Source organism: Solibacillus faecavium (assembly GCF_014836905.1).
Lineage (GTDB): Bacteria > Bacillota > Bacilli > Bacillales_A > Planococcaceae > Solibacillus > Solibacillus faecavium.
The window spans coordinates 15,927-38,625 of record NZ_JACSPZ010000011.1; the positions used below are offsets into that span (position 1 = coordinate 15,927).

The 22,699-nt window shown below is 35.5% G+C and carries 30 protein-coding genes; 27 read left to right on the forward strand and 3 right to left on the reverse strand.

From position 1 onward, the window contains the following. Positions 1 to 115 precede the first annotated feature (115 nt). The 3 genes from H9635_RS16985 to H9635_RS16995 all read left to right on the forward strand — a co-directional run bounded on the left by H9635_RS16985 (position 116) and on the right by H9635_RS16995 (position 2,203). The gene (locus H9635_RS16985; RefSeq protein WP_191701499.1) at positions 116 to 271 is read left to right on the forward strand and encodes a hypothetical protein; all 156 of its coding nucleotides are present in this window, start codon (positions 116 to 118) and stop codon (positions 269 to 271) included. 210 nt (positions 272 to 481) lie between these two features. After that, positions 482 to 1,708 carry an S-layer homology domain-containing protein gene (locus H9635_RS16990; RefSeq protein WP_225231372.1) on the forward strand — a complete coding sequence of 409 codons (1,227 nt, stop codon included), beginning with the start codon at positions 482 to 484 and terminating at the stop codon, positions 1,706 to 1,708. A 171-nt stretch (positions 1,709 to 1,879) separates the two neighbouring features. After that, a complete protein-coding gene (locus tag H9635_RS16995; protein ID WP_225231373.1) occupies positions 1,880 to 2,203 on the forward strand; it encodes a hypothetical protein in 324 nt (107 codons plus the stop codon). An 80-nt stretch (positions 2,204 to 2,283) separates the two neighbouring features. On the opposite strand, the gene yidC is transcribed toward H9635_RS16995, so the two are convergent. Continuing rightward, complete coding sequence (gene yidC / locus H9635_RS17000; RefSeq protein ID WP_318245227.1) at positions 2,284 to 3,054, reverse strand: membrane protein insertase YidC; 771 nt, start codon at positions 3,052 to 3,054, stop codon at positions 2,284 to 2,286. A 497-nt stretch (positions 3,055 to 3,551) separates the two neighbouring features. Next, positions 3,552 to 4,076, reverse strand: coding sequence for a hypothetical protein (locus H9635_RS17005; protein ID WP_191701500.1), 525 nt, complete (start codon positions 4,074 to 4,076; stop codon positions 3,552 to 3,554). A 215-nt stretch (positions 4,077 to 4,291) separates the two neighbouring features. Between H9635_RS17005 and H9635_RS17010 the strand changes: the two genes are divergently transcribed. From H9635_RS17010 to H9635_RS17045, 8 genes are all read left to right on the forward strand, one after another. Then, entirely contained in the window at positions 4,292 to 4,618 is a 327-nt protein-coding gene (locus H9635_RS17010; protein ID WP_191701501.1) for a nucleoside triphosphate pyrophosphohydrolase, read from the forward strand. Positions 4,619 to 4,770: 152 nt separating this feature from the next. Then, positions 4,771 to 5,259, forward strand: coding sequence for a GNAT family N-acetyltransferase (locus tag H9635_RS17015; protein ID WP_191701502.1), 489 nt, complete (start codon positions 4,771 to 4,773; stop codon positions 5,257 to 5,259). 245 nt (positions 5,260 to 5,504) lie between these two features. Further along, positions 5,505 to 6,353 (forward strand): MBL fold metallo-hydrolase, encoded by an 849-nt coding sequence (locus H9635_RS17020; RefSeq protein WP_191701503.1) that lies wholly within the window; start codon positions 5,505 to 5,507, stop codon positions 6,351 to 6,353. A gap of 88 nt (positions 6,354 to 6,441) precedes the next feature. After that, the gene (locus H9635_RS17025; RefSeq protein ID WP_191701504.1) at positions 6,442 to 6,999 is read left to right on the forward strand and encodes a cysteine hydrolase family protein; all 558 of its coding nucleotides are present in this window, start codon (positions 6,442 to 6,444) and stop codon (positions 6,997 to 6,999) included. A gap of 110 nt (positions 7,000 to 7,109) precedes the next feature. Continuing rightward, on the forward strand, positions 7,110 to 7,637 hold the full coding sequence (locus H9635_RS17030; RefSeq protein ID WP_191701505.1) for a DUF3841 domain-containing protein: 528 nt from the start codon (positions 7,110 to 7,112) through the stop codon (positions 7,635 to 7,637). A gap of 93 nt (positions 7,638 to 7,730) precedes the next feature. Beyond that, positions 7,731 to 8,012 carry a hypothetical protein gene (locus H9635_RS17035; protein WP_191701506.1) on the forward strand — a complete coding sequence of 94 codons (282 nt, stop codon included), beginning with the start codon at positions 7,731 to 7,733 and terminating at the stop codon, positions 8,010 to 8,012. A 214-nt stretch (positions 8,013 to 8,226) separates the two neighbouring features. After that, positions 8,227 to 8,631: an NUDIX hydrolase gene (locus H9635_RS17040; protein ID WP_191701507.1), complete on the forward strand. Its 405-nt coding sequence runs from the start codon at positions 8,227 to 8,229 to the stop codon at positions 8,629 to 8,631. Between the two features lie 106 nt (positions 8,632 to 8,737). Further along, complete coding sequence (locus tag H9635_RS17045) at positions 8,738 to 9,436, forward strand: Type 1 glutamine amidotransferase-like domain-containing protein (RefSeq protein WP_191701508.1); 699 nt, start codon at positions 8,738 to 8,740, stop codon at positions 9,434 to 9,436. Positions 9,437 to 9,483: 47 nt separating this feature from the next. Here the strand turns inward: H9635_RS17045 and H9635_RS17050 are convergent, their stop codons facing one another. Further along, a complete protein-coding gene (locus H9635_RS17050; RefSeq protein ID WP_191701598.1) occupies positions 9,484 to 9,672 on the reverse strand; it encodes a DUF4017 family protein in 189 nt (62 codons plus the stop codon). 251 nt (positions 9,673 to 9,923) lie between these two features. Between H9635_RS17050 and H9635_RS19420 the strand changes: the two genes are divergently transcribed. From H9635_RS19420 to H9635_RS17125, 16 genes are all read left to right on the forward strand, one after another. Further along, entirely contained in the window at positions 9,924 to 10,052 is a 129-nt protein-coding gene (locus H9635_RS19420; protein ID WP_263617300.1) for a hypothetical protein, read from the forward strand. After that, positions 10,039 to 10,185 (forward strand): hypothetical protein, encoded by a 147-nt coding sequence (locus H9635_RS19330; protein WP_225231374.1) that lies wholly within the window; start codon positions 10,039 to 10,041, stop codon positions 10,183 to 10,185. Before H9635_RS19420 ends, H9635_RS19330 begins: the two co-directional genes overlap by 14 nt. Positions 10,186 to 10,240: 55 nt before the next feature. Continuing rightward, positions 10,241 to 10,744 carry a GNAT family N-acetyltransferase gene (locus H9635_RS17060; protein ID WP_191701509.1) on the forward strand — a complete coding sequence of 168 codons (504 nt, stop codon included), beginning with the start codon at positions 10,241 to 10,243 and terminating at the stop codon, positions 10,742 to 10,744. Positions 10,745 to 11,141: 397 nt separating this feature from the next. Next, complete coding sequence (locus H9635_RS17065; RefSeq protein WP_191701510.1) at positions 11,142 to 11,762, forward strand: hypothetical protein; 621 nt, start codon at positions 11,142 to 11,144, stop codon at positions 11,760 to 11,762. 15 nt (positions 11,763 to 11,777) lie between these two features. Next, on the forward strand, positions 11,778 to 12,020 hold the full coding sequence (locus H9635_RS17070) for an NlpC/P60 family protein (RefSeq protein WP_191701511.1): 243 nt from the start codon (positions 11,778 to 11,780) through the stop codon (positions 12,018 to 12,020). A 403-nt stretch (positions 12,021 to 12,423) separates the two neighbouring features. Continuing rightward, positions 12,424 to 13,545 carry an ABC transporter permease gene (locus tag H9635_RS17075; RefSeq protein ID WP_191701512.1) on the forward strand — a complete coding sequence of 374 codons (1,122 nt, stop codon included), beginning with the start codon at positions 12,424 to 12,426 and terminating at the stop codon, positions 13,543 to 13,545. After that, a complete protein-coding gene (locus H9635_RS17080; RefSeq protein ID WP_191701513.1) occupies positions 13,546 to 14,223 on the forward strand; it encodes an ABC transporter ATP-binding protein in 678 nt (225 codons plus the stop codon). A 271-nt stretch (positions 14,224 to 14,494) separates the two neighbouring features. Then, positions 14,495 to 15,061: a TetR/AcrR family transcriptional regulator gene (locus H9635_RS17085; protein WP_191701514.1), complete on the forward strand. Its 567-nt coding sequence runs from the start codon at positions 14,495 to 14,497 to the stop codon at positions 15,059 to 15,061. 50 nt (positions 15,062 to 15,111) lie between these two features. Continuing rightward, positions 15,112 to 16,086 carry a quinone oxidoreductase family protein gene (locus tag H9635_RS17090; protein WP_191701599.1) on the forward strand — a complete coding sequence of 325 codons (975 nt, stop codon included), beginning with the start codon at positions 15,112 to 15,114 and terminating at the stop codon, positions 16,084 to 16,086. Between the two features lie 75 nt (positions 16,087 to 16,161). Continuing rightward, positions 16,162 to 16,932: an SDR family oxidoreductase gene (locus tag H9635_RS17095; RefSeq protein ID WP_191701515.1), complete on the forward strand. Its 771-nt coding sequence runs from the start codon at positions 16,162 to 16,164 to the stop codon at positions 16,930 to 16,932. Further along, positions 16,929 to 18,548 (forward strand): long-chain-fatty-acid--CoA ligase, encoded by a 1,620-nt coding sequence (locus H9635_RS17100; protein ID WP_191701516.1) that lies wholly within the window; start codon positions 16,929 to 16,931, stop codon positions 18,546 to 18,548. Before H9635_RS17095 ends, H9635_RS17100 begins: the two co-directional genes overlap by 4 nt. A gap of 32 nt (positions 18,549 to 18,580) precedes the next feature. Further along, positions 18,581 to 19,756: an acyl-CoA dehydrogenase family protein gene (locus tag H9635_RS17105; RefSeq protein WP_191701517.1), complete on the forward strand. Its 1,176-nt coding sequence runs from the start codon at positions 18,581 to 18,583 to the stop codon at positions 19,754 to 19,756. 56 nt (positions 19,757 to 19,812) lie between these two features. Continuing rightward, entirely contained in the window at positions 19,813 to 20,577 is a 765-nt protein-coding gene (locus H9635_RS17110) for an SDR family NAD(P)-dependent oxidoreductase (protein WP_191701518.1), read from the forward strand. A 16-nt stretch (positions 20,578 to 20,593) separates the two neighbouring features. Continuing rightward, positions 20,594 to 21,043: a MaoC family dehydratase N-terminal domain-containing protein gene (locus H9635_RS17115; protein WP_191701519.1), complete on the forward strand. Its 450-nt coding sequence runs from the start codon at positions 20,594 to 20,596 to the stop codon at positions 21,041 to 21,043. Continuing rightward, positions 21,040 to 21,486, forward strand: a complete 447-nt coding sequence (locus H9635_RS17120) for a MaoC/PaaZ C-terminal domain-containing protein (RefSeq protein WP_191701520.1) — start codon at positions 21,040 to 21,042, stop codon at positions 21,484 to 21,486. Before H9635_RS17115 ends, H9635_RS17120 begins: the two co-directional genes overlap by 4 nt. Then, entirely contained in the window at positions 21,483 to 22,652 is a 1,170-nt protein-coding gene (locus H9635_RS17125) for a thiolase family protein (RefSeq protein ID WP_191701521.1), read from the forward strand. The genes H9635_RS17120 and H9635_RS17125 overlap by 4 nt, the downstream gene beginning before the upstream one ends. Positions 22,653 to 22,699 lie beyond the last annotated feature (47 nt).

Sequence of the window (22,699 nt, forward strand, 5' to 3'; positions counted from 1 at the left end):
TAATACATACATGTTGAAAAGTAGTTTAACATAAGAATTCATTCCTTATTTTGTAACTTTTCAGTGACTTATCCGTAAAAACAATAACAACATTTTATTTAAAGGGGATAGTAAAATGAAACCTATTAATTATAATAATCCCGTCATTGGAGGTTATTTTTTCGCTGGTGTTATTTTCACGATTATCGGGTTATCTAAAGAATTCGTATTTTTATTTTTAGGAGTACTTTTTATTCTGTATGGTATTAAAGAAAATAATAAACTTTCTTAATTTGAATCAAACCATCATTTGTCCAAAGGGATGAATGGTGGTTTCTTTTTGTTTAAAAATAGAGGATAAACTAGGAAATACACCCATGAATTGATAGTGATAAAATGAGATATTTACCGTTAATTATAATAAAAAACTGCTATGATGAAAGAGTTTGAGTCTGTAAATTTTGTAAAAGGAGTTGTAGAATTGGTAAACTCAGCAAGAACGTTGATAGCGTTAATTTTGATACTTTTTAATATTAATCCGTTGGTATCAAGTGCAAATAGCGCTAATCTTTTACCGTTTGAAGATGAAACGTTAGGGAGAAATAGTAGTGCTTATTTATCGACATACGAAGTTCCATCGATACAGATGAAAGAGGACTTTATTAAAGAAATTTCTACATATGCAATGAAAGCAAATGAAAATTGGGGGATCCCTGCAAGCGCTATTATTGGAATGGCTATTATTGAAAGTGGTTATGGAACAACAAGAATAGCGATTAATGCCAATAATCTTTTCGGAATAAAAGTATGGGGATATAATCCGGAGAATGCTTGGCAGCTACAAGGGCAGCCTGATGAAGATTATGAACGGATACCTGTTCTAGCTGATTACGGAGAAGACCGCAAAATTTACGATGAAAGTAAAAGAAGAGATAACTGGTATCGTGCATTTAGTGCTTATAAAGAAGCGGTAAACTATTTAGCAGGCAACTTACTAGTAAATCAGAGATATCTTTTCGCAAAAACAAATTATGATGAAAGAATTAAAAAGGGATGGAGTTTTGAGCGAGCATCCAAAGAATATCTCTACGATATTGCGAATGCCGGATATAACCATTTGGGTGGTGAATATTATCGGAAGCAATTAGGTGAGTTAATGGATGAATGGGATTTATATCAGTATGACAATAAGAAATTCAAAGACATAAGCGAACATTGGGCAGAGGAACAGATTATGTTCTTAGCTGAAAAGGGCTGGATCTCCGGCTATCCTGATGGTACATATAAACCGAATATTACGATAACAAGAGCACAAGCTGCTGCTATTCTAAGTGAGTTTTTAGCGTTGCCCCCACTAAATAAAACAATTTCATTTATTGATGTGGAGAAGAGTTTTTGGGCATTAGAATCGATTCAGTTAGTAGCACAACATAAAATAATCAATGGCATTGGCGAAGGTCGTTTTTCCCCTCATACTATTTTAACAAGAGCGCAAATGGCTCAGGTATTTTATAATGCAGGGTTCTATAGCCAATCTGCGAATAATGGTGAGAATTCATTTGATGATGTAAACAAATACTATTGGGCATATATTGCGATTGAAACGATGAAACAAGAAGGAATTATGGCTGGCTATACTATTAGCCGTTTTGGTCCGAACAATCCAGTAACAAGAGCACAAATGGCAGCTATGATTTATCGTATTCATGAAAAAGGCTTAAACAAATAAACCAACTACCAGCGCTATTCTGTATTAAGGATAAGCGTTCTTTTTCAATTAGAGCGTCACAAGATTGTGCTATAAATTGAAACCTTTTCCAAAATATACCGTCTGAATTTCAAATAGAGGGTTATTGTGGAATTTGCTCTTTACTTTTGAACTTAAGGGGAGGGTTATATAATGGGTTGGCTTACTATTGGTAGTCTTGTGCTAGGGGTTATTGCTTGGATACTTCCTGTTGTTAATATTTTTCGAAGCCATAACAATAATAATTGGGCAGTTCTTTCTATGCTAAGTATTAGTGCCTGTGTTATTTCGTTATACTTTCAACTACTATATAATAACTATTTAGTGAAAATTGAAGATTGGTCTGCTCTTATGGATACAAGTAGGGGAGTGGTAGTTGCAGGATCAGTACTTCTTGTTATTACACTCTTGTTAAACATCATGACATTCGTTGTATATCGTAATAGAACGCCAAGAGTAGGTAGTAAAAAAATTTAGATTAATGCAACTAACTAAAAAGTAGATGCTTCAGCATATGACATGTGAAGCATCTACTTTATTTGTTTAGTTAATGGTTTTTATCCTTTAGTTTCCGGTTGCATGATTTGTGGTGGATATAGCCTTTGTCCAAGGAGCACTTGTAAGATAAGACATAGTCCGCCGACTGACCAATACAACGGTAGAGCTGCTGGGGCATTAATAGAAAAAATCACAATCATTATCGGTGACAGTAATCCTATAAATCTTGTTTGCTTTTGCTGTTCGATTGGCATTGCAGATTGTGAAACTTTAAATTGAACAAAATATAATAATCCTGCTATTGCCGTGACAAATAAATCTGGCTGCCCAAGACTAAACCATAAAAATGAATGGGTAGCAATTTCTTCTGAACTCGTAATGGCGTAGTATAAGCCCATTAGGAAAGGCATTTGAATAAGAAGTGGCAAACATCCGATATTTAAAGGATTGATTTCATGCTTTTGATACACTTTCATCATATCCGCTTGTATCTTCTGTTTTTCTTCAAGATTTGTTGCTTCTTTAAGTTTTCGTTGAATTTCTTCTATTTCCGGCTTTGCCAACGCCATCTTCACTTTCATTTCCTGCTGCTTCTTCTGTTGCTTTAACATAAAAGGCATAATGATTAGTCGAATAATAATCGTCACAATAATAATAGCGAAGCCGTAGTTATCACCCAATATTCCAGCAAGTCCATCTAAACTGCTTATAAACGGATTAACAAAGACTTTTTGAAAGGTGCCATCGCCATTACTTTGTTGGCAACCAGATAAGAATAATGCACTTAATGCAATTCCCATATATAAAAATAAATTTTTTGATTTGAACACTCTATTTCCTCCTAGTAACGATCTTTAAATGATTGTAGGAAGTATAGAGATGTCGCCCTCCTCATCGGAGTACTCGTATCTTTTCGTTGATCTTTGTAGCCAAACGATAACAGGGGAAGTAATAAACAAATTTTCATTAATTACGATTTGTGTTAATGTATTGAGCTGATCATAGATCGGGTAACTTATTTCAAAATATGTAAAATATCCCTTTGAAAATAGAATATAAACTAAAGCAAAATTTAGTAAAATACTTGAGTATACCGTAAGCGTGACGGGTAGATTCATAAATTCGAGCAATATATCTAACAATGAAAACACCTCAATATAAATTCGTATAATCTTATTACGTTTAACGCTAAGAAAAGTTTCAACATTTAATACAGTTTATGGAAATGATGTTTATAAAATAAGGGTTGTTTAAATAATATTGAAAAGATTGAGGAGCATTCAAAAACCTCCAATTAAATTAACTGGAGGCATGCTGCATTTAGAACTTAATTGGACTTTGCCATTAACGAAAGTACAATACTTAAAATTGCATAAATCACTTGTATAATGAAAACAATGATTATGAGTACTCGACCTTTAGATACTTTCTTATTCCCGAATATCCATGGATATAATAGCATCATTGAAACGATCGGGATGATACATAGTAAAAGTAAAATGATTGCTAGATTATATTCTAATCCTATGAATACAAAGAATAGTATATAGTAGGCAACCTGTAATGCAAAGAAGAGTATACTGAAAGGGAATTGTCCCTTGAGAAAGAATTTCTTATAAGCAAAGATCCAAACAACTAATAAAATAATAGCAATTGATTCTACTATTAAAAGTAAAGGTGAGTTGATAGCGAAAAACCCTAGTACTAATAAAATGACAATACCAAATAGTTGAGCTTTAGCAGTATTTTTCATATTCGCAGACGTCCAGATCAATACTAAAATTATGCTTAAGAGCGGTGAAAATAACAATAAATAAATTAGACTTGCATCTAAAAACGATAGACCATCCATAAAAACACTCCTTCCTTCCAACCTATGCCCACTACTTATATGTAGAACGACTTAAAAACGTTATTAGAATAGTTAAATACATATGTAAATAATCGGAACTTATCCATTAATAAGACATATAAGGTGATAGAGTATGGATATAATAGTGTTAATAAAAGCTTATATTAAATTCTTCTCGAGTACAATAGAACAAATAATTTAAAGGAGCTAAGGTAATGCCTGTGTATAATAAATTAGTAAGAGATAAGATTTTAGAGTTTATCGAATCAGATGGGCTGGCTTATAATGCTCGAATACTAGAGCCGAGTGAGATTTTAAGTGAAGTTAAGGAGAAAATGATTGAAGAAGCTAAAGAGTTTCGTGCAACAGAAACTGTTCATGAAAGCGTTGAAGAATTAGCAGATATATTAGAGTTATTACATACAGCACTTAGTGTATTAGGTGTGACTTATGAAGAGTTAGATGAAGTACGGCAGCAAAAAAAGGAAAATCGTGGAGGGTTTGAAAAAGCAATTTATTTGGTTAATGTAGAAGACAAGTAATCTGCGTTAAAGTGATGGGCTCTATAGAGGAATAGTGTTGGTAGTAGATAGCCTTTTAATAAAGGTTTACTAATTCAGATGTTTTTTTTCTTGTATTTTTGAAATTTGGATATGTAATTTAAATTATTTTATAGGGATATGGGGTAATTATCTTGAGCATTAGAGAAATAAATGAAGAAAATAGAGAAAAGGTTGTTTCATTTTTTAGAGAGCATTGGGGTAGTTCTGAAATGGTCATTTCATCAGGTATTTATCAGTGCGAAAAATTAAACGGTTTTATTTTTGAAGAAAATAACGAGATTATTGGTTTGGTTACATACGTTATTAAAGGTTATGAAAATGAAATAGAAATTATTTCACTGGATAGCCATACAGAAGGAAAAGGTATTGGCTCTGCCTTAATCGGGAAAATAGAAAACATAGCAAAACAAAAACAAATACAGATTGTAAGTTTAATCACTACAAATGATAATTTGAACGCTTTAAAATTTTATCAAAAAAGAGGTTACAGAATTATTTCTGTTAACTCTGATGCTGTAAACAAGGCACGAAAATTAAAACCTTCGATCCCTTTAATCGGTAATGACGGAATTCCATTAAAGGACGAATTAATACTTAAGAAAATAATAGCAGATAATTAAGAAGAAGAAATAATTGAACCAAAGAAATTTATGAGCGCGATTCTCTAACAAGAATCAGTGCTCATTTTTTATTTAAGGCTACCTAACAATGATTATAAATGTTATACTTTTCCATATTTGAGAGGGGGTACTAGTCCAATGGTAAACAATTAATCTGAGAAAATCTTAATTTATTTTATTTAATATAAGATAAACATGAAGATTTTCTCTTTTATCTTACTAATATTTAGAAAAGAGGAAATAACATGTTAAATAAATTCAGCGAAACTATTTTTTATATGCCCAATCAAGATGAAAATGACCGACCGACATTAGGACTGGTTTGTGGTGACCAGTACAGTCTAATAATAGACTGTGGTAACTCAACTCAGCATGCAAAGGAATTTATACTAGAAATTGAGAAGCTAAATGTTCCTCCAGTGAAATATGCGGTAATTACCCATGCACATTGGGACCATTTCCTAGGCATGAATGAATTTGATGCAACTATTATTGTTAATAGTCAAACAAACGAATTACTAAAAACATGGCAAAGTTACACATTTGACGACAGTTCACTACAAACATATGCGCGGACAAAATTGATGAGCGCTAAGTGTATTGAGATTATTCAAGAAGAAATTCCAAATAGAGATAGCTTTAAATTAAATTCTCCACAAATAATTTTTGAAAAAACGTTAACGCTTGATCTAGGTAATAAAATTTGTGTGCTTGAAAAAATTAATAGTACTCATTCAGACGATGCGACCATCATTTATATCCCAGATGAAAAAGTCCTTTTTTTAGGGGATTGTGTATATGGTACAACGACCAATTCTCTGTTCCAATATAAGCAACCTTTATTATTACCCATGATTGAAGACATTCAAAAATATAATGCTGAAGCATTTCTGCTAGGTCATGAATCAATTTGCGATTTGGAGGAAATGACGACGTTTTGGAGAGAGTTAAAAGCAGCAAGTGAAGCGGTTGAATCATCTTCAATAGAAGATGCAATAGAGTCCTTCAAGCTCGAAAATAACAGAACTCCAAATGATGATGAGTTGTTCTTTATAAAAGCATTTGTAAATAACCAGATTATCCGATCACAATAAATTTAGTACATTATCTACTTATTGGGTGGCGACGATTGGCCATGAGGGGGAACTTAAATTTCGTCACATATTTGAAAGGGGTAATTATTTGAATCAAATATTATTAATTATTGATGCACAACAAGAATTAATTGATGGTAATCAAAAAGTTAAGCCGGTTTTCAATAAAGAGCTACTTGTTAGGAATATTAATAAAGTGATTGAAAAAGCAAGAGATACAGATGTTCCAGTTGTTTTTATAAGGGATCTTGATGTTGCTGAGGGAAAAGGTGATGGATTTCAAATTCACAATGAAATTAATGTTCCCACTGAAGCAAAGTTTTTCGATAAAGCTGCAACAAACTCCTTTTATGGAACGGGTCTTTTAGAGTATTTAAAATCACAACATGTTAAACACCTTGTGATTATGGGCTGTGAAACACAGCATTGTATTGATAGCGCGGTGAGGACAGCAACTATAAGTGGGTTTGATGTAACATTAGTTGGTGATGGCCATTCAACAGTAGGCAATGATGTATTAAGTGCAGAACAAATTATAAAACATCATAATGCTACACTTCACGGTCATTATAACGTTGATCATTTTTCAATTGTCAGAAATTCAGAAGAAGACTTGTTTAGTCCAACTCACGATTCATATAGGTAATTATTTTAAATTTTTAGACGTGCGCGATTCTGCAAACAAGGATCAGCGCTCGTTTTCATTAATGGACATAGTACTAATAGAACATTAAGCTACATACAAAGGAGAAAGTTATGATTGTTTATACCGTACAAAAACTATCAGCCTATAAATTAATGCGAGAACAGGGTTACTTAACAGGAGATATTAAATACTCAATGTTTCCAGAGGCATATCAGTGGATGATGGAGCAAATGGAAAAGCGGCTTCCTAATTATAAAAGCGAGGTACCGCCAATATGGGTATGGGAACGTCGAGTTAATCGCAATGAAAAGGCACTTTTTAAAAAGGGAACAAAAGGCGTCATTTTAAAGTTAGATATCCCCCAAGAAAGCATTCTTTGGTCGCCATTTGAAGAATGGCATACTATCTTAAACGAAAGTCCAATCACATTTGATGAAATGGAATGGGAAGAATTTGAAAAAAGTGATTTTCCTATACAAGATGTAAAAGATACATGGGAGAGGTTATTTGATATGGATTGGCTTGCAAGTCGCCCTAAAGAATGGGCTGGTGATTTCAATGATGAATGGATGCAAGGTGTTACTCCCAAAATTACAATGGATCAAATTGTCAAAGTAGAACGATTTATTGCGAAATAGGATTTTTATAATTTGGATGGATATGTGAATCGGAACTAAATATTCTTTTTGTGATAAGATAATGGGAATAAGTCTATGTTTTAGGAGGACCATATGAGCTTGATAGCGCAACATCCTTATATAAAAGTAGAAAGAAAAGTAACAGGTATTGAACAGGTTGAAATTGAGCATGAACGAATTATTTACTTATACATGGATAAGGTCATTACGCAGCATAGGGAGTTTCCGATTAAGGTGGTAACGGATTTTTCTTTTCGGGGAATTGGAAATCAAGGTGGTATTCTCTATTTACACACGTTACTAGGTGTATATACGTATAATGTGAAATCTTCACCAGAAGCTTTTATCACAGCATATAGAGAATATTTCAAGTAAATAGTTTTCTACTACAAGCGGACTTTATAGAAGTTCGTTTTTTTGTATGCAGGTTGTTTTGCAATAATTAAGACCCACACGTACAGCTAGTTATTATCATTGAATAAAATAGATAAAAAAGTTACAATTTATGGTAATGAATTTAGTGAGGGGTGGGTTCTTTTCGTATGTGAAGGCGATGGAAGATAATGTGAGGTAATGGAGCTTATCCTTAATGCAATATAAGATTTGGAATGGGGCATCCGCTATTGTCATTAAAGATAATAGTGTACTAATGGTAAGGGCGAAGAATTCAAATAGTTGGAGTGTTCCTTCAGGTGAAGTAGAGGTTGACGAAACAGCAAAGGAAACGTGTATACGTGAAATTTCAGAAGAAACGGGTTATGAAGCTAAGGTAGTGAAAGCATTACATACGAAAAACACCATTATCAAAGATTATAAAGTCACAACACAATATTTCTTATGTGAAGTTACAGGTGGGGCAATTCAATATCAAGATCCTGATGATGAAATTGAAGAAATCTCCTGGATAAATAGCAGTGAAATTTCAAATATTATACATGCTTATCCTGAGGATCAAGAAATTATTGAGAAATTATTATTAAGTATAAATTCTTGAACAAGAAACTTTTTAGCTTCTAAAGTGGAGTAATAAAGAATAATGATTTTCAATATTTGAAGTAATCGAGTTAATGAACATTTTACTGTAGAAAGGATTTTCGTAAATGAGACAAATTATTGCTCTTGGTGGTGGGGGATTTTCAATGGAACCAGATAATCCAATGTTAGATCTTTATATATTAAAACAAGCAAAGAAAGCTAACCCACAAATTTGCTTTGTCCCTACTGCAAGTGGAGATTCTGACAATTATATATCAAGGTATTATAACTTTTTTAATCAACTAGATTGTGAGCCATCCCATTTATCTTTATTTGCACCCCCAACAAGGGACCTTGAGAGCTTTATATTAGAAAAAGACATTATTTATGTTGGTGGGGGAAACACTAAAAATCTTTTAGCTCTATGGAAAGAATGGGGTTTAGATAATATTTTAAGAAAAGCATGGGATCAAGGTGTTATTTTAGCAGGGGTAAGTGCAGGTTCCATTTGTTGGTTTGAAGAAGGAGTTACAGATTCGTTTGGGGATGGACTTGAACCAATTAATTGTTTGGGCTTGATCCAGGGGAGTAACTGCCCGCATTACGATGGCGAGGTAGAAAGAAGATCTGCTTTTCACAAACTTGTTGAATCTAAAAAAATACAATCAGGTATTGCTGCAGATGATGGGGTTGCTATTCATTACACGGAGCAAGGGATTATTAAAATAGTGAGCTCAAGGCCTAATGCCAAGGCTTATAGCGTTTCTTTCGACAATAAGGTTATAGAAACAGAACTTCCTACCGAATTTTTAGGTGCTTATTGAATCAACGGGGAAAATTAGTGTTAGTACATATATTATCTACGTTTTTCCTATCTATGTGAAACTCTTTTATTCAGAAATAAAGAGACTAAAATGGCAATGATCAAGACGGGTATTGCGTATATTTGTCCAACTAGCAACTTCCAACCTATCGTATTATATCCATCAGAAGCTGGTAACATAACAGCGACTATACAAACAATTGAATAAACTAATAATGGAATAGTTATTTTTATCATAGGTTCATTCATCCCCCTTTCTATACATTTGTTATTTACTTAGTTGCCAATTACAACCTAATAAGATAAAAAATTCTACTATCAAAATTTGGTTGGTTATTTTGCATATTGTGATTTTCTGACTGAGGCATTTATTTTTATGATATCGCAGGTTGCTGATGTAAGTGTGAGTTTGTTTCAGGTAAATTATGTTAAAATCTGAATAGATTGTGAAATTAGATAGTTAACTAGTCAGCAAGAGGGGGATTGTTATGAGGAAATGGAAAACAATTAAATCAGATTATATACATAAAAGTCCATTTGGCAATATTAGAAAAGATCAATGTGAGCTTCCGAATGGGATTGTGATCGATGATTATTATGTAAATGAAGTTAGATGATACTGAGGAGGTAACTGTTAAATTAATAGATTTTAATGATATGGGAAAGTTAATTCAAGAGAAAAAGATTAACACACAACTGTTTACAGCACATGCTTATTTGATGGCTAAAATGTACCTTATGGAAAGGTAATTGAAAATTCACTAGTTCTTCGTGAGCGGATGAGATTAAAGATAGGAGCCAAAAAATGATCGAATTACGAAAAATAGACGGGGATAACATAGATGAAGTAATAGCGCTTGATGTTGGAGAAAACCAGAAAGAATTTGTATTAGGAACTACTAACCTTAGATGTTTCGCAGACGCTCATATGTTAAACACTGATGGTATACCAGCGACTCCATTAGCTATTTATGCTGATGATAATATGGTGGGCTTTTTGATGTATATTTATGACACGACAGATCATGAATCATTTCAAAATGAAGATTTTTATGGGGAGAAGACCTATTTCATATGGCATTTTATGATTGATAAGCGGTATCAGGGGAAAGGATATGGCAAACATGCCTTTGAAAAAATGTTGGCGGATATTGAGGAGATCCCAAATGGGGAAGCACAGCAGATAGACCTTTTTTATCATAAAGATAATGTTGTAGCTAAAGAATTATACGCTTCATTAGGTTTTGTAGAAACTGGCATTATTCAGGATAATTCGGTGCATGCGATAAGAAAACTGGATAGGGTTTAACTATATAAAGCTGAGGAGATCAGAATAAGCGACAAAGATAGACGGAGAAAATCCGCTTATTTGAAAAATATAGAAAAAAACAACCAAAATAGACGGAGAAAATCCGCTTATTTGAAAAATATAGAAAAAAACAACCAAAATAGACGGAGGGATTCCGTCTATTTATTAAAAACACATAAAATTTCATAGTTTTGTTGTAGATAAGCGGAAATTCTCCCCTTATTTTCCCCGAAATACTTAGAATCCACCAAATAACCGGAAATCCACCGCTTATTTTTTGCTCCGCTAATTGCTTGAAAGAAAATTAGATAACTTAGATTACAAGTAACCAATTAACGAGTGTGATTCTATTAATAGGTCAACAAAGGTAGTAAAGTTTAACTCGGAGGATTACATAATGAGAATAAAGCCGTCAAAAAAAGTCTTACTTTCATGGATAGATAAATATGTACCGGAAAAAGATCTGTTTTTTCTATCGAACGAAATTCTAAATAAAATGGATATTAAAGACGTGTTATTAATGCCAATAGATGAGTTTTTTAATCACAATACATATGGGCAATTAAATTATGGGAACAGTTATGAATATTGGAATATAAAAAATGCCCAATACGTAATTATAGCCGAAAACGAATGGATTGGAAGGTTACCTGAAGAGCAAAGACAATTAATTCTAAATTCCCAAGTACTTTGTGAAAGAGGGCTTGTACTTCCTGTCTCCTTTATACATGAGATAGAAAAAATACCTTCAAGTTTTGTGATAAAGGGAAACGTTGTCATTCAGCGCTCCATGTGGGAAAAGCTAGATAAGTCTATGAAAGAGCAGATATTAACAACAATGGTTTTTGAATGGTGGGATAAAGGTGAATGTGAGGAGCCACCAAAGACAGTACCTCATTTTCTATTACCGTTTGCCAATACTTTTGGTCATCACCAAGGCGCCAATTGTTTAGCGGCAGTTTTGTTTGCTATTTCAAAAGGGAAACAAGAGTGGTTTATATATGAATGGATTCACTAGAAGACGTTTCTTGAAATGCTAACCCAATATCATTACGAGGAGTTATTAGATGAAGAACTGCAACAAGGGGACGTTATCATTTGGAAGGATGATAATGACATCATTCAACATGCTGCTTATTATATCGGAGAAGGGCTCTATTTTAATAAACATGGGCAAACGATGTTCAATCCTTGGAAGATACTTTCAGAAGCAGACTTATATAATGAGTGGGAACATTTAAGTAGAATGAATTATCGTCAAGTATTGGAAAAGTAACTTTTTACATCAAAAATAAATAAAGTACACAAACGCTCTCTTGAATAACAGGGGAGCGTTATTTTTATGATTTATCACGCGCTAAATACTTACATTAAGGAAGGTATTAGTGTAAGTATACAACGCATTAAAAGTATAGCGATATAATGAATAAACTGGAAATCCTTCTGTAGTTGCTATTTTAGAATCATCATATTAAATGTTAAAAGTTTATATAAAGTTTATATTGGCGAGCTATACTTCTGTAAGAGAAGTAGATAACGCAAATTTTTTTATCCAAACTCGATAAAGCTATTTTCGGTTTTTAAGAGAGTTTTATTATACAAAGATAGTTTTTAAGGTAGGGATAACTTATTTCCGTATAATCTATTTCTATTCGACATATTAATAGGGGGAACTAAGAATGTTTTTAGCAATAAAAGAAATGAAACATTCAAAAACACGTTTTGCAATGATTGGCGCTATTATCATGCTAATCGCATGGCTTGTTTTTATTTTGTCGGGCCTAGGTAATGGATTATCAACATTAGCAGCGGCAACGATGAAAAATATTGATGGGGATCTTTTCATTTATGAAGAGGGTTCTGAAGGAACGATGATGAAAACGAAAGTGTCTGGAGCAATTGCAGATGATATCGAAGGTAAATACGGTGTCAAAGAAGCAGCGAAATTTGGACAATCTACAATTATCATACACAACCCTAAGATTACAGACTCTAAAGTAAATGAAGACGTAGCCTTTTTAGGGATTGAACCAGGGAAATTCATCGAGCCAAAAGTAATTGAAGGTAAACAGCTTTCAAAAGACAATTTATTCGGTGTCGTTATCGACGAATCTTTAGCAGATAAAGGCTATTCAATTGGTGATAAATTCGAAGTAACATCTTCTGACATTACGTTAGAGGTTGTTGGTATTACAAAAGGTGAAACTTTTAACCATTTACCAACAGTCTTTGCAAACGTTGAAACTTGGCAAAGCTATGCATTCGCAGCACCTGGCTCAGACAATGGCTTAAAAAGCCCAGTAGCCATGATTGCGCTACAAGGTGAAAATGTAGATGCAGATGCGATTGCAAGCAACTATGATGCAATTGAAACGGTAACAAAATCAGACGCTATTATGGGTATGCCTGGTTATAAAGAAGAAAGTGCAACAATTTATATGATGCTGGCGTTCTTATTTGCCATCTCAGCAGTAATTATCGCTGTATTCTTCTACGTATTCATTTTACAAAAAACACAACAATTCGGCGTTATGAAAGCAATTGGTGCTTCAGACCGTTTTATCAAAAATTCAATTATCTCACAAGTATTTGTCTTATCATTTGGAAGCATTATCGCTGGTATCGGATTGACATATTTAACGGCTTTAGTCTTCCCAGAAGGAATGCCATTTAACTTAGACTTTAAAATGGTACTAATTTATGCCGTTGTCTTATTAATTGTTTCTGTTTTAGGTTCCGTGATTTCAGCTCGTCAAGTAACGAAAATCGATCCATTAACAGCGATTGGGAGAGTGGAATAAATGACTGGTTTAGTATTAAAAAATGTTACAAAATCATTTAAAGAAGGCGACTCAACAGTTGATGCATTAAAAAATGTTTCACTATCTGTAACTCCTGGTGAATTCATCGCTATTATTGGTCCATCCGGATCAGGTAAAAGTACATTGTTATCGATTGCTGGTGCACTATTGCAACCTTCTAAAGGTGAAGTATTAGTAAATGATACAAATATTGGGCAAATGAAAGAAAAAGAACTTTCTTCATTCCGTTTAACAGACATCGGCTTCATCTTACAAACGTCAAACTTAATTCCGTATTTAAATGTATTGGATCAATTGCTGCTTGTATGTAAGATGAAAGGCAAAGTAACTACTAAAGAAGTGAAATTTGCGAAAGCGTTACTAAAAGACTTAGGTTTAGGTCAAAAATTATCGAAATTCCCGAATGAATTATCAGGGGGAGAACGTCAACGTGTTGCGATTGCTCGTGCATTTGTTAACAACTCTAACGTAATTTTGGCAGATGAACCGACAGCAAGTTTAGACTCTAACCGTGCATTTGAAGTAGTGAAACAAATTCGATATGAAGTTAAAGAACGTAATAAAGCAGCCGTTATGGTAACCCATGATGAGCGTATGCTAGAGTTTTGTGATAAAGTGTACCGCATGGAAGACGGCGTATTAACGCTACAAAATTAATAAGAGAAAATAGCTTATGAAATCATTTTGATTTTCATAAGCTATTTTTTTTCTCTTAATATTAATATTTTAAGCATGTACAATGTTTTAAATTAATTCTTTCAATAAAATTTATAAATAGATAAAAATATAGTAATATTTTCAACTTTTCAATCATATAACTAAATATCCTGGAGAATACTGGTCGGTCAGTATTAGAAGAATTGGGTGAAAGAAGAGAGTACCTTGGAACTTAAGTAACGTAAATAGAGAGAAAGGGTTTGTTGTTAAGTTGAAAGAAAAAATAACAAAACAAAGCATTAAGCTTTTTCAGGAAAAAGGATTTAGCGAAACATCTATACAAGACATTGTAGATGCACTAGGCGTTACGAAAGGTACTTTTTATTATTATTTTACGAGTAAAGAAATTCTGCTGATGGAGATTCACCTAAGGTATATTGATGACTTATTAACTCGACAAAAAGTAATCATTGACAGCACGAAAAATTGTCGCGAAAAGATTATTGGCATTGTATCACTTGTTATTTTAGATATTAAAAATCAAAGGGCGAATGGTCGCGTTTATTTCCGAGAAATGCGGAATTTAACACCAGAGAATGCCAAAAAAGTTAAGAAAAAAAGAGAAGAGTTTCGCCTGAATATTGTAGATGTATTAAGTGAAGGAATTAAATCGGGTGAGTTTCGAGAAAGTATCGATCCTAAAATGATTGCCTTGGCCATTTTAGGAGTTACGAATTGGAGTTATAACTGGTTTAATCCCGAGGGAGAAGTGTCGGTTGAAGAGTTAGCTGAGAAATATGTGGACTTTGTGTTGTACGGAATAAGTTTACAAAAGTAATAAAGTATTTAAATCGGAGGTATTATATGTCAACAGTTCATGCCAAAACAATGAAAGCGATTCAATTCACTGAATATGGAGGGCCTGATGTTTTAAATTTCATAGATATTGAAAGGCCTGTAATTGGTGATCAAGAGGTTTTAGTAGAAGTAAAAGCTATTGGAGTAAATTATGCAGATACTGCTAGAAGAGAAGGAAAGTATGTTGTTCCGACAAAACTGCCGTTTATACCGGGTGCAGAGGTAGCAGGTGAAGTAGTTGCGGTTGGGAAACATGTAAAAAGATTAAAGCCTGGTATGCGTGTTGTGTCACTTATAGAGTCAGGGGCTTATGCACAATTTGTTAGCGTTCCTGAAATGGTCCTTACAGAAATACCAAATGGTGTTGAATACTCGGATGCTGTAGCCCTACCTTTACAAGGTCAAACAGCGTACCACATTTTAAAGACAATGGGGCGTCTGGAAAAAGGTGAAACTGTTCTTGTCCATGCAGCTGCAGGCGGTGTAGGCGCACTTGCGGTACAGTTAGCAAAATTATTTGGCGCGGGCAAAGTTATTGCAACAGCTAGTACTGAGGAAAAACTTTTACATGCAAAAAATTTGGGTGCAGATTACCTTGTCAATTATACGGAATCAGGATGGGAAGAAAAGGTACGTGAATTTACTGGAGGAAAAGGTGTCGATATCGCACTTGAAATGGTAGGCGGAGATATTTTTGAAAAGACATTTAAATGCCTAGCACCATTCGGACGTTTAGTGATATTTGGAAGAGCGAGTGGTGAAATGTCAACACTTGATGCAGCCCAGCTTATGCGTCGTAACCATTCTGTTATTGGTTTCTTCCTCCCACAAATCATGAGTCAACCAGAGTTATACCAACGTAGCTTTACAGAATTACTGAATTTCGTTGATAGCGGAGATCTTAAATTAACAATCGGCGGTATTTATAGATTAGAAGAGGCTTCATTAGTTCACCAATTAATTCAAGGAAGAAAAACAGTTGGAAAGTTAATTCTTACACCCTAAAAAAATTGTTTTTATTTACGCACGACATACTAACCGATTAGTATTTATTGATTTTTATGAGATGGGAGCGAATATATGGATCAATCTTTGTTTGACTTAAGTGGACGTACAGCTCTTATTACAGGTGGAGGAAGAGGATTAGGGAGGGATATCGCAGAAGCATTTGCAGAGCATGGTGCCAATATTGCGATTTGTTCTCGTAAATTAAGCAATTGCCAAGAAACCGTAGACTATATCCAAAATAAGTATTCGGTGCAAGCAAGAGCTTATGTATGTGATGTTGGTAACGAAGAAAACGTCATTAGTACTGTAAATGAAGTTTTATCGGATTTTGGTCAAATTGATATTTTAGTAAACAATAGCGGAGCTACTTGGGGAGAAAAGGCTGAGAAGATGCCCCTTGAAGCATGGCAAAAAGTGTTAAACGTCAATGTTACCGGCACCTTCCTTATGTCGAAAGCAGTAGGCAATCACATGATTGAAAAAGGATACGGGAAAATCATTAATATTGGCTCTGTCGCAGGTTTAAAAGCGGAGCCTGCTGAAGTGTTAAACGCCATTGGTTACAGCACGAGTAAAGCTGCAATACATCACTTTACAAAGGATTTAGCACGTAAATGGGCGGAGTATGGTGTGACTGTCAATGCCATTGCGCCTGGATTTTTCGAAACGACGATGACCAAACATATTCTTGAACGAAGCGGCGATCGTATTAAGGAAAAAAACCCAATGAATAAACTGGGAGATACGAATTCGTTAAAGGCTACAGCAATATTGTTCGCGGGAAGAGCAAGTGATTATATTACAGGGCAAGTAATAGCTATTGATGGGGGTGGATCATTATGACGCAAAGCAAAACAAATGTGGAGAGACCTTGGTTAGAGCATGTTGTACCCGGAAATCCGAAAGAAATTGAAATACCGATTATTTCGCTTCCGCAGCTGTTAGATGAATCGGTAGCAACCTATTCAAACCATACGGCTATAACGTTTTATGGAAAAACTTTCTCGTATCAGGAACTGAGCGATAACATTAAAAAGGCTGCGAAAGGTCTATCAAAAAGTGGTGTTGGCAAAGGGGATCGGGTTGCAATTATGCTTCCGAATTGTCCTCAATACCCTGTAAGTTTTTACAGCATACTAGCATGTGGTGGAATTGTAGTTCAAGTAAATCCAATGTATCAAGCTTCAGAATTAATCCATATTTTAAATGATTCTGGGGCAAAGGCAATCATTGTAATGGATCAATTACTACCTTTAATAGAGGCAATTAGAGCGCAAACACCGATTCAAGAAGTTTACCCGGTTTCTGTAGAAAGCGCTTACTTGCCAGATGAATTATTAATAGAAGATGAGGGCGAATTACAAACGGTAGAAATTAATCCAGTTGAAGATGTTGCAGTTTTGCAATATACGGGAGGAACTACCGGAACACCAAAAGGGGCAATGCTAACCCACTTTAATATCGTTGCTAACACACTTCAAAGTGAAGCGACTTCTACTGTTAAGGTGAAAAAAGGGGAAGAGCGTGTTTTAACTATATCGCCATTGTTTCATGTATATGGAATGACGAGTGCTATGTCTGTCACGTTCTATCTCGGCAGCAATTTGATTTTGGTGCCTAAATTTGATGTGGAGCAAGTCATTGACATTATTGAAAAAACGAAGCCAACCTCATTTCCGGGCGTTCCAACGATGTACATTGCACTCGTAAATTATTACAATGTCAGAAAATTTGATCTGAGCTGTTTTAATATATGTTCGAGTGGATCGGCACCTTTACCAATAGAGATTATTAATCAATTCAACGAGATAAGCGGTACTTCAGTTGCTGAAGGTTATGGGCTATCTGAAGCTTCACCTGTTACGCACCGGAATCCTGTTGATGGATTGCAAAAAAAGGGGAGTATTGGCATTCCGATACCAAACACGGATGCGAGAATAGTAGATATTGCAACTGGAGAACAAACCCTTGCCGTTGGAGAGGTGGGAGAATTAGTAATTAGGGGTCCTCAGGTGATGAAAGGTTACTGGAACAGACCTGAAGAAACAAATATCGCGGTACGGAATGGTTGGCTATATACAGGGGATTTAGCAAAAATGGATGAGGACGGCTTCTTCTTTATTGTTGGACGTAAAAAAGAAATGATTATCGCGAGCGGGTATAACGTTTATCCGATCGAGGTTGAAAATATTCTTTATAAGCATCCAGCCGTACTTGAAGTCGCGGTTATAGGTATTCCACATGAATATCGCGGCGAGACAATTAAAGCAATTGTAGTACTGAAGGAAGGCCAGGATGTAACGTCTGACCAACTCATTGATTTCTGTCGTACTCAATTGTCTGCATATAAGGTTCCTAGAGAAATTCAATTCGTTAAAGAGTTACCGAAAACGGCTGTTGGCAAAATACTGAAAAGAAATTTAATAACGCAATTCAATGCTCAAAGTGATCATGTTTAATATAAATCTAATGGAAACGGAAGTGTGATTATATGTATTTACGATTAACTGATGAACAAAAAATGGTGCAGGAAACTATCCGCAAATTTGTGAAAGAGGAATTAATCCCTCTTGAAAATGAAGTGCTGAAAAACGAGCGTGAAGGGAAACCGGGTCTTTCAAATGAAAAATTAAAAGAGCTACGCTTAAAGGCGAAAGAATTTGGATTTTGGGGTATTAATACGCCAGAAGAATATGGTGGTGCTGACCTTGGCCAAATGATGATGGCGCTCGTTTTAATGGAAATCTCGAAAACATTTGTCCCTTTTAGTTTTGGCGGTTCAGCAGACAATATTCTTTATTATGGAAACGACTACCAAAAGGAAAAGTACTTAATTCCTACGATAAATGGTGACAAAAAATCGTGCTTTGCTATCACAGAGCCAGATGCAGGGTCCGACACAAGAAACATTAAAATGACAGCCGTGAAAGATGGCAATGAGTGGGTCTTAAATGGTGAAAAAACGTTTATTACAGGTGGTAATGAAGCAGATTTCGTAATGGTTATTGCGATAACTGATAAAGAGCTCCATAAAAAAACTGGTCGAGATGGTGTAACTTGCTTCATCGTAGACCGTGATATGGGCTGGAAATCAGAGTATATCGACACGATGGGTGAATGGGGACCGGCTGGTTTAGTCTTTGATAATGTTCGTGTTCCAGAAGAAAATATTTTAGGTGAGGTTAACGGTGGTTATAAATTAGGTTTAGAATGGATTGGCTTTGCACGATGGGTTGTAGGTGCTCGAGCAGTTGGAATGGCAGAACGCCTACTACAAATGGCGATCGATTACTCGAAGGAACGTAAAACATTTGGAAAACCAATTGCAGACAATCAAGCGATTCAATGGCCGATTGCCGACTCAGCGGTTGAAATTGAAGCAGCGAGATGGCTTGTGCTTAATGCAGCCTTTACCCTCGATCATGGAGAGGATAACCGCCACTTGGCATCAATGGCAAAATTGTATGGTGCCAATATGGGCAATAGAGTAGTAGACCGAGTACTGCAAATTCATGGTGGAATGGGCTATACGAGAGAGTTACCGATTGAACGCTGGTACCGTGAAGCAAGACTTTGGAGAATTTATGATGGTACGGACGAAATACAACGTATGATCATTTCAAGAAATCTCTTAAAAGGAAACGTTAAGGTTGGCCAATATGTTTAACTCTATTAATGAGCGATGAAATCAAAAAAACTTTTATAGAGAAAGAAGGAATAGTCGTGGGACAAAGATTTGAAGGAAAAACAGCATTTGTAACAGGTGGCAGCAGAGGAATCGGAAGAGCGATTGTTGAGCAATTCGCACAAGAAGGGGCTAATGTCGCAATTATTGATGTGAATGAAGAAGCGTTAGAAGGTGCAGCTAGTGAATTAAGAGAAGCGGGCTATTCAGTTTATACAAAAGTCGGAAGTGTTGCCAATCGTGAAGATGTTGAGTTGGCGATGAAAGAAGTCTATGAAATGTTCGGCTCGATTGATATATTAGTAAACAATGCGGGCGTTATTCGAGATAACTTAGTATTTAAAATGACGGATGAAGATTGGTTAACGGTTATGAATGTTCATTTAACAGGTGCATTCTACGCCTCTCGAGCTGCTCAAGCTTATATGACGAAGCAAAATTACGGCCGAATTATTAACTTGTCATCCACTTCTGCTTTAGGTAATCGCGGACAGGCGAATTATTCGACGGCAAAAGCTGGCTTACAAGGATTAACTAAGACGTTAGCAATAGAGCTAGGTCGATATGGTGTAACCGTAAATGCTGTTGCACCAGGCTTTATTGAAACAGATATGACAAAAGCAACTGCTGAAAGAATGGGCGTTCCTTTTGATCAGTTTGTTGAATTTACTACTAAGGCAATTCCGGTTGGACGAAGCGGAAAACCAGAAGATATTGCAAATGCAGTCCTATTTTTTGCTGATGAAAAATCATCTTTTGTAAGTGGGCAAATTATTTATGTTGCTGGAGGACCAAGAACTTAAAGAAAAGAGGGATTAAGTGTTTAAAGAAGCAATTGGAACACGCTCAACTGTGATTAAAAACACAGTTGAGCGAGGTGCTGTTAAAAAATTTGCAGAGGCCATTAATGATCTTGCTCCGATTTATTATGACGAGGAAGCAGGGAAAAATTCAAGATATAAACGAAATATTGCGCCACCTACCTTTCCAGTTACACTTGATTTTGGTACGATTCCAAATTTAAAACTACCGGCAAAGGGACTCATTCATGGAGAGCAAATCTTTCATTATGAACGGCCTATTTTTGTTGGAGAAGAACTATATTGCTCTACAGAAGTGAAAGATTACTATGAGAAAACTGGGAGTAATGGAAGAATGGGCTTTTTAGTAATTCGTCGTGAGGGCTTAGATATAGATCAAAACCTAATTTTCAGCGAAGATCGTATTCTCATCATTAATGAAGCAGTGAGAAAGGGGATGGGTGCTTGATATATATTACGAACTTAAAGCCAGGCGATTCATTACCTTCTATTGAAATTCAACCGGTGAATAGACTTGACTTGATTAAATATGCAGGCGCATCTGGTGACTTCAATCCTATTCATACAATTGATGATGAGGCGAAGAAAGCAGGTTTACCAGGCATTATAGCGCATGGAATGTGGACGATGGGTAATTTAGCAAAGTTATTTACACCTTACGTTGAGGAAGGTTTTATTCAAGATTTCGCCATCCGCTTTAAAGGCATGGTATTTATAGATGACCGCATTACACTAAAGGCAACTTTACAGGACCATCATTCAAGTGAAATGGTGTTTGAAGTTGCAGCAATCAATCAACACCAAAAGGAAGTTATGAATGGATCTGTAAAATTTTTATGTCATAATATTTCTGAATTTTCAGATGAATTAAAAGGGAGGATGAATGTGTGAGAGAGGCTGTAATTGTTTCCGCAGTAAGAACAGCAATCGGCAGGCAAGGTGGCGCACTTGCATCTATTCCTGCTCATGTTTTTGGAGCAGAAGTGATGAAAGAGGCGCTAAAGCGTGCAAATGTTACGGCTGATATGGTTGATGACGTTATTTTAGGCAATGTACTAAGTGGTGGTGGGAATATTGCTAGATTAACAGCTTTGCAAACAGGTTTATTTACTGGAATGCCCGGGTTAACTGTAGACCGTCAATGTGGGTCTGGCATTAATGCGATTAATCTAGCTGCGCAGGCAATTTGGGCAGGCGATGGAGATATTTTTGTAGCAGGTGGAGTGGAGAGTATGAGCCGTGCTCCTTATTTAATGGACCGTCCAGAAAAAGCTTATAGCCCTACACTTCCTCGCTTCCGAAAGTCTCAATTAGCTCCAAAAGAAATTGGTGACCCACCTATGGGGATTACAGCGGAAAACTTAGTTGAGAAATATAACATTAGTAGGGAAGAACAAGATGCATTTTCTCTACAAAGCCAACAAAAGATGGCTAGAGCGATGGAAGAAGGCCGATTTGAAGAGCAAATTGTACCGATTTATATACCTACTCGAAAAGGTGAACCAATTGAATTTAAAGTGGATGAACATCCTCGTCCAGAAACGACCAAAGAAGGATTAGAAAAATTACCGGCCGTATTTTTGAATGGTGGTACTGTTACTGCAGGTAGTAGTTCAGGTTTAAATGATGCTGCCTCAGTCGTTGTTATAATGTCTCGAGAAAAAGCAAATCAGTTAGGAATAACTCCTTTAGCAGTCGTTCGAGCACAGGCAGTTGCCGGGGTTGATCCAAATATTATGGGAATCGGACCAGTACCTGCAACAAAAAAAGTATTAGAGAAGGCTGGCTTAACTTTAGAGGATATGGATTTGATAGAAATAAACGAAGCGTTTGCTTCACAAGTTCTTGCTTGTGATAAGGAACTAAACATGGACGCGCAAAAAGTAAATGTCAACGGTGGGGCAATTGCACATGGACATCCTCTAGGTGCCACGGGTGCTATTTTAATGACAAAAGCAATTTACGAATTAAAGCGGTCAGGCGGAAGATATGCACTCATTACTGCATGTATCGGTGGCGGGCAAGGAATTGCGACGATCATTGAACGAGAGGGGTAGTCAATTCTTTCACATAATAAAAATCGTAAATGAAGGAGAAGAAAATA